Below are 6057 nucleotides of genomic sequence, written 5' to 3'. Positions count from 1 at the left end.
CCGTAAAAGAAGAGAAACACCACGAACCCCCAAAAGAGCCCGCAGCATTCAACGATACTGGCCAGACCAAGCTGAACTGCTCAGTCCGATCCAAAAGAACCACAAAGGGTTCAAAAATTTGGCATTGACTATCAAACACACTGTTGAGTTCTCAAACAACCGACGCACACCGCAGAACCAGAACCTTTCTCAGTTCCGACCCCGCCGGGGCAACCCCTCAACCTTACTCGGTTCGCCCTGCCCCGTCAACTCCCGGCCGTTGGCCTGGCGTGTCGGTTCGAGCGTCCCGGGTCCCGAACGAGGGCGCACTTGTCGCCCTCGTAAAGAAGGATTCGGGTGTCCGCCCCGGGCCGGCCACCGGTACCCAGCCGATCGGCTGTCTCCTCGGTGTCCGTTCTCCCTGTCGGGCGAACGACCAGAACATTACACACAGTCTGGCGCAGGTGCCAAATCGCCCCCTGACCTGCGGCGATACCCTGCGGCCCCCCGCCCTGGCGCCGGCCGACGAACGCCAGAGGGCCCCGGAGGAGCTCGTGCTCCCCGGGGCCCTCGACGTCACGCCCCAGCGGCGCGGGGCGCCGTCACTCCGCGACGGCCACCGCCAGGGTCCGCTTGCCGCGACGCAGGACGGCGTACCGGCCGTGCAGCAGGTCCTCGGTGCGCAGTGCGGCGTCCTCGGACTCGACCTTGGTGTTGTTCACGTAGGCCCCGCCCTCACCGATCGCGCGGCGGGCGGCGGCCTTCGAGGCGACCAGGCCCGACCCGACGAACGCGTCGACGACGAGGTCGCCCGCCTTCGCCGTCGTGCGCGGCAGCTCCGCGACGGCCGCGCCGAGGGTCCCCTCGTCCAGGCCCTGCAGCTCGCCGCGGCCGAACAGCGCCTGGCTCGCCGCGATGACGGCGTCGGTCGCGGCCTGGCCGTGCACGAGGGTGGTGAGGTCGCCGGCCAGCGCGCGCTGCGCCTCGCGCGCGAACGGGCGGTCGGCCACCTCCGCCTCGAGGGCCTCGATCTCCTCCCTGGTCCGGAACGTGAACACCTTGAGGTACTTCACGACGTCGGCGTCGGCCGTGTTGAGCCAGAACTGGTAGAAGGCGTACGGGCTCGTGAGCTCCGGGTCGAGCCAGACGGCGCCGCCCTCGGACTTGCCCATCTTGGTGCCGTCGGCCTTGGTGATGAGGGGCGACGTCAGGGCGTGCACGGCCGCGCTGTCCGTCTTGCGGATCAGCTCGACGCCGGAGAGCAGGTTGCCCCACTGGTCGTTGCCACCGAGCTGCAGCGTGCACCCGTGGCGCTCGTACAGCTCCCGGAAGTCCATGCCCTGCAGCACCTGGTAGCTGAACTCCGTGTAGCTGATGCCCTCGTCCGAGCGCAGACGCCGCGCCACGATGTCCTTGCCGAGCATCGTGCCCACCCGGAAGTGCTTGCCGACGTCGCGCAGGAAGTCGATCGCGGACATGGAGCCGGTCCAGTCGAGGTTGTTGACCATGCGCGCCGCCGCCGGCCCCTCGAAGTCCAGGAACGGCTCGATCTGCCCTCGGATCCGCTCCACCCAGCCCGCGACGACGTCGCGCGACTGCATCGAGCGCTCCGTCGTCGGGCGCGGGTCGCCGATCAGGCCCGTCGCGCCGCCGACCAGCGCGAGGGGACGGTGCCCCGCGAGCTGCAGCCGGCGCATGTTCAGCAGCTGGACCATGTGCCCCACGTGCAGGCTCTGCGCAGTCGGGTCGAAACCCGCGTAATAGGTGACGGGTCCCTCGGCCAGCGCAGAACGCAGCGCGGCCTCGTCGGTGGACTGCGCCACCAGGCCTCGCCAGTGCAGCTCGTCGAGAACGTCGGTCACCGTGTGCTCCTCGGGGGAAAGGGGTCGCGGCCCGGCCGGGTCGCCCTCCTAGTGTGCCCGACGCCTACCGCCGTCGGCGCCGTGATTCCGCCGCACGGTACGGCGAGACGGTGGGCTCGCCCGCCAGCCAGAACCGCCAGGGGAACAGGTCGGCGCGGCCGCCCTCGCCGCTCACGCCGACGCGAGGACCCGTGGCGACGTCGCGGCCGGCACCGTCGGCGAGATCCCGGGGCTGCGGCACCCGCAGCACCAGGCCGCCGAGCGGATCGGTGACGTCCGCGCCGTCGTCGTCCCGGTCGATCGCCAGCGCGACGGTGAGCCGGGCCGGGCCGCGCGCCAGGTCGGCGTCGGACCGCGTGACGCCCGCGGCCGCGCGCCGTCCCCGGGCAAACTCCGCCCCCTCGACGACCTCGCCCGCCCGGAGCAGCACCGCCGAGGCCTCGCCCCGCGGGCCGCACACGACGTTCATGCAGTGGTGCAGCCCCAGGTGCCGGTAGACGTAGACGCGACCGGGCTCGCCGAACATCGTCCGGTTGCGTGCCGTCTCGCCCCGGTACGCGTGCGAGCCCGGGTCGGCCGTACCCGCGTACGCCTCGACCTCCGTGAGCCGCACCGTCACCGCACCGTCCGGCGTGCGGCGGGTGAGCAGCGCCCCGAGCAGGTCGTGCGCGACGACGTGCACGTCCCGCGCGAACCAGGCGCGGCCCGGGACGAGCAGGCCCGCGCCCGCCGTCACCTCGCCAGCCTGCGGCTCCCGGTCCGCCGCGGGGAGACCGTCCTGGGCCCGCCGCGCCGACGTCATCGCACCGCCTCGAGGAGCCGGCCGACGCCGTCGAGCCGGACGTCGGCACGCTCGCGCGTGCGCTCGGCCGCGTAGTGGGTGCGCTCGTCGGCCATCCAGCGCAGCCAGTGCTCGCGGGCGTCCGACCCGTCGCGCGCGAGGCCGCGGTCCAGGCGCACCGCGTCGTCGGCCTCCACCCACACCCGCAGCGCGGCCCGGCCGTCGACCTGACGGGCGCCGGCGCCGCAGCCCTCGACGACGAGGACCGGGGCGGGCTCGACGTCGTGCGCCTCGGCGTACTCGCCCGCCACCCAGTCGTAGCGCCGGTACCGGCCCGTGCGCCCCGCCGCGAGCGGGCCCAGCACCCACTCCCCCAGGCGCCGCGCGCCGCCGTCGGGGCCGGCCTCCCAGCCCTCGTAGAGGTCGTCGAGGTGCACGACCTGGCACGCGAACCGCAGGGCGAGCTGCGTCGCGAGCGTCGTCTTGCCCGAGCCCGCCGGCCCGTCGACGCACACCAGCCGCGTACGTCGCCACGGCTCCGGCGCGCCCGGCCCGGGGAGCCGGGGCCGCGCCGCGTGCACGCGCGCCACCAGCGCGTCCAGCACGTCCTCGCTCGTCGTCACGCCCGCTCCCTCCTCCGGTCCGCCGACCGTACCCGCACCGTACGACGCGCACGGACGACGTCGGCCGCCCGCCCCCGAGGGAGCGAGCGGCCGACGTCGAGCGCGGGTCCGGTCAGCTGTCCGCCCAGATGCGGAACTCCGCGGACCGCTCCTTGGCGGCCTCGACCTGCTCGACGACGCGCGCGGGAGCCGTGCCGCCGACGCCGTCGCGCGAGGCCACGGAGCCCTCGACGCTCAGCACCTCGCGCACCCCCGGCGTCAGGTGCTCGGAGATGGCGGCGAGGTCGGCGTCGGACAGGTCCCACAGCTCGATCCCGCGCTCCTCGCAGACCCGGACGCACGCGCCCGCGACCTCGTGCGCGACGCGGAACGGGACGCCCTGGCGCACCAGCCACTCGGCGATGTCCGTGGCGAGCGAGAAGCCCTGCGGTGCGAGCTCCGCCATCCGCGCCGTGTCGAACGTGAGCGTCCGGACCATCCCCGCGAACGCGGGCAGCAGCACCGTGAGCGTGGAGACCTGGTCGAAGACCGGCTCCTTGTCCTCCTGCAGGTCGCGGTTGTACGCCAGCGGCAGGCCCTTGAGGGTGGTGAGCAGCCCCGTGAGGTCGCCCACGAGCCGGCCCGCCTTGCCGCGGGCGAGCTCCGCGATGTCCGGGTTCTTCTTCTGCGGCATGATGCTCGACCCGGTGGACCACGAGTCGTCCAGCCGCACGAAGCCGAACTCCTTCGTGTTCCAGAGGATGATCTCCTCGCTCAGCCGGGACAGGTCGATGCCCACCATCGCCGACACGAACGCGAACTCCGCGACGACGTCGCGCGCGGCGGTGCCGTCGATCGAGTTCTCCACCGGCCCGTCGAAGCCCAGCTCCGTCGCGACCGCCGCCGGGTCGAGGCCCAGCGACGAGCCCGCGAGCGCCCCCGACCCGTAGGGCGAGCGCGCCGCGCGCACGTCCCAGTCGACCAGCCGGTCGACGTCGCGCAGCAGCGGCCACGCGTGCGCCAGGAGCTGGTGCGCCAGCAGCACCGGCTGCGCGTGCTGCAGGTGCGTGCGGCCCGGCATGACGGCCTCGCCGGCCGCCTCCGCCTGCACGATGAGCGCGTCCACGACGTCGAGCACCTGGCGCACGACGACGCGCGACTGGTCGCGCAGGTACAGCCGCACCAGGGTGGCGATCTGGTCGTTGCGCGAGCGGCCGGCGCGGAGCTTGCCGCCCAGCTCCGTGCCCGCTCGCTCGATGAGCCCCCGCTCCAGCGCCGTGTGCACGTCCTCGTCGCCGAGCACGGGGAGGAACGCCCCCGACTCGACGTCGGCGAGCAGCACGTCGAGCGCCTCGAGCATGCCGGCCAGCTCGTCGTCCGTCAGCAGGCCCGCGGCGTGCAGCACCCGGGCGTGCGCCCGGGACCCGCGGATGTCGTACGGGGCGAGCACCCAGTCGAAGTGCGTCGACTGGGACAGGGCCTGCAGCTCCGGCGACGGGCCGCCGGAGAACCGGCCGCCCCACAGGGAGACGTTGTCACCCTGCGTCGTCACCGCGCCGGAGCCGGCACCCGGCGTGACCTCGGAGCCCACGTCAGAACTCCCCGACGCCGAAGTCCACGCCGTTGCCGAACTTCTCGTCGCGGGCCGCGGCCTGCTTGGCGGCGAGGCCGTAGATCTCGATGAAGCCCTTGGCGTGCGACTGGTCGAACGCGTCGCCCTCGTCGTAGGTGGCGAGGTTGAAGTCGTACAGGCTGGACTCCGACTTGCGCCCCGTCACGGTGGCGCGACCGCCGTGCAGGACCATGCGGATGTCGCCGGAGACGTACTTCTGCGTCTCGTCGACGAACGTGTCGAGGTTCTTCTTCAGCGGGGAGAACCACATGCCGTCGTAGACCAGCTCGGTCCAGCGCTGCTCGACCTGGCGCTTGAAGCGGGCCTGCTCGCGCTCGAGCGTGACGTTCTCGAGCTCCTGGTGCGCCGCGATGAGCGCGATCGCGCCCGGCGCCTCGTAGATCTCGCGGGACTTGATGCCCACGAGGCGGTCCTCGACGATGTCGATCCGGCCCACGCCCTGGGCGCCGGCGCGGCGGTTCATCTCCTGGATGGCCTGCAGCGGGGTGACCGCCACGCCGTCCAGCGCCACCGGCACGCCCTGGTCGAACGTGACGACGACCTCGTCGGCGACCGGCGGGAACGTCGGGTCGTCGGTGTAGGAGTAGACGTCCTTGGTGGGCTCGTTCCAGATGTCCTCGAGGAAGCCTGTCTCCACCGCGCGACCCCACACGTTCTGGTCGATCGAGAACGGGTTCTTCTTGGTGGTCGCGATCGGCAGGTCGTGGCGCTCCGCGTAGTCGATGGCCTTCTCGCGCGTGAGCGCGAGGTCGCGCACCGGGGCGATGGACTTCAGGTCCGGGGCGAGCGACGTCGTCGCGACCTCGAAGCGGACCTGGTCGTTGCCCTTGCCGGTGCAGCCGTGCGCGACCGTCGTCGCGCCGAACTGGCGCGCGGCGCGCACGAGGTGCTTGACGATCACCGGGCGGGAGATCGCCGAGACCAGCGGGTAGCGGTCGAGGTACATGCCGTTGGCCTTGAGCGCGGGCATGCAGTACTCCGCCGCGAACTCATCGCGCGCGTCGGCGACGTACGCCTCGACGGCGCCGCAGTCGAGCGCGCGCTTGCGGATGACGTTCATGTCCTCGCCGCCCTGGCCGACGTCGACGGCCACGGCCACGACCTCGGCCCCGGTGGCCTCGGCGATCCAGCCGATGGCCACGGAGGTGTCCAGGCCGCCCGAGTAGGCGAGCACGACGCGATCAGTCATCACAGTTCTCT

At 72.7% G+C, this 6057-nt stretch carries 5 protein-coding genes; all 5 read right to left on the bottom strand.

The window, feature by feature from the left end; genetic code table 11:
• Nucleotides 1-581 precede the first annotated feature (581 nt).
• Complete coding sequence (gene tyrS, locus ABZ493_RS14180) at nt 582-1841, bottom strand: tyrosine--tRNA ligase (RefSeq protein ID WP_430582779.1); 1260 nt, start codon at nt 1839-1841, stop codon at nt 582-584.
• 64 nt (nt 1842-1905) lie between these two features.
• Entirely contained in the window at nt 1906-2577 is a 672-nt protein-coding gene (locus ABZ493_RS14175) for a DNA-3-methyladenine glycosylase (protein ID WP_430582778.1), read from the bottom strand.
• 62 nt (nt 2578-2639) lie between these two features.
• Nucleotides 2640-3245 (bottom strand): AAA family ATPase, encoded by a 606-nt coding sequence (locus ABZ493_RS14170; protein WP_430582777.1) that lies wholly within the window; start codon nt 3243-3245, stop codon nt 2640-2642.
• A gap of 112 nt (nt 3246-3357) precedes the next feature.
• Nucleotides 3358-4776 carry an argininosuccinate lyase gene (gene argH / locus ABZ493_RS14165; RefSeq protein ID WP_430582782.1) on the bottom strand — a complete coding sequence of 473 codons (1419 nt, stop codon included), beginning with the start codon at nt 4774-4776 and terminating at the stop codon, nt 3358-3360.
• Between the two features lie 40 nt (nt 4777-4816).
• Nucleotides 4817-6046 (bottom strand): argininosuccinate synthase, encoded by a 1230-nt coding sequence (locus tag ABZ493_RS14160; RefSeq protein ID WP_430582776.1) that lies wholly within the window; start codon nt 6044-6046, stop codon nt 4817-4819.
• Nucleotides 6047-6057 lie beyond the last annotated feature (11 nt).

It is taken from the genome of Isoptericola sp. NPDC019482, from assembly GCF_040632295.1.
Lineage (GTDB): Bacteria > Actinomycetota > Actinomycetes > Actinomycetales > Cellulomonadaceae > Isoptericola.
This window is presented reverse-complemented; position numbering and strand designations above follow the sequence as displayed.

Bases quoted from the DNA above. Each gene is read 5' to 3' on its own strand.
- ABZ493_RS14160 (WP_430582776.1), bottom strand. From the start codon at position 6,046: ATGACTGATCGCGTCGTGCTCGCCTACTCGGGCGGCCTGGACACCTCC.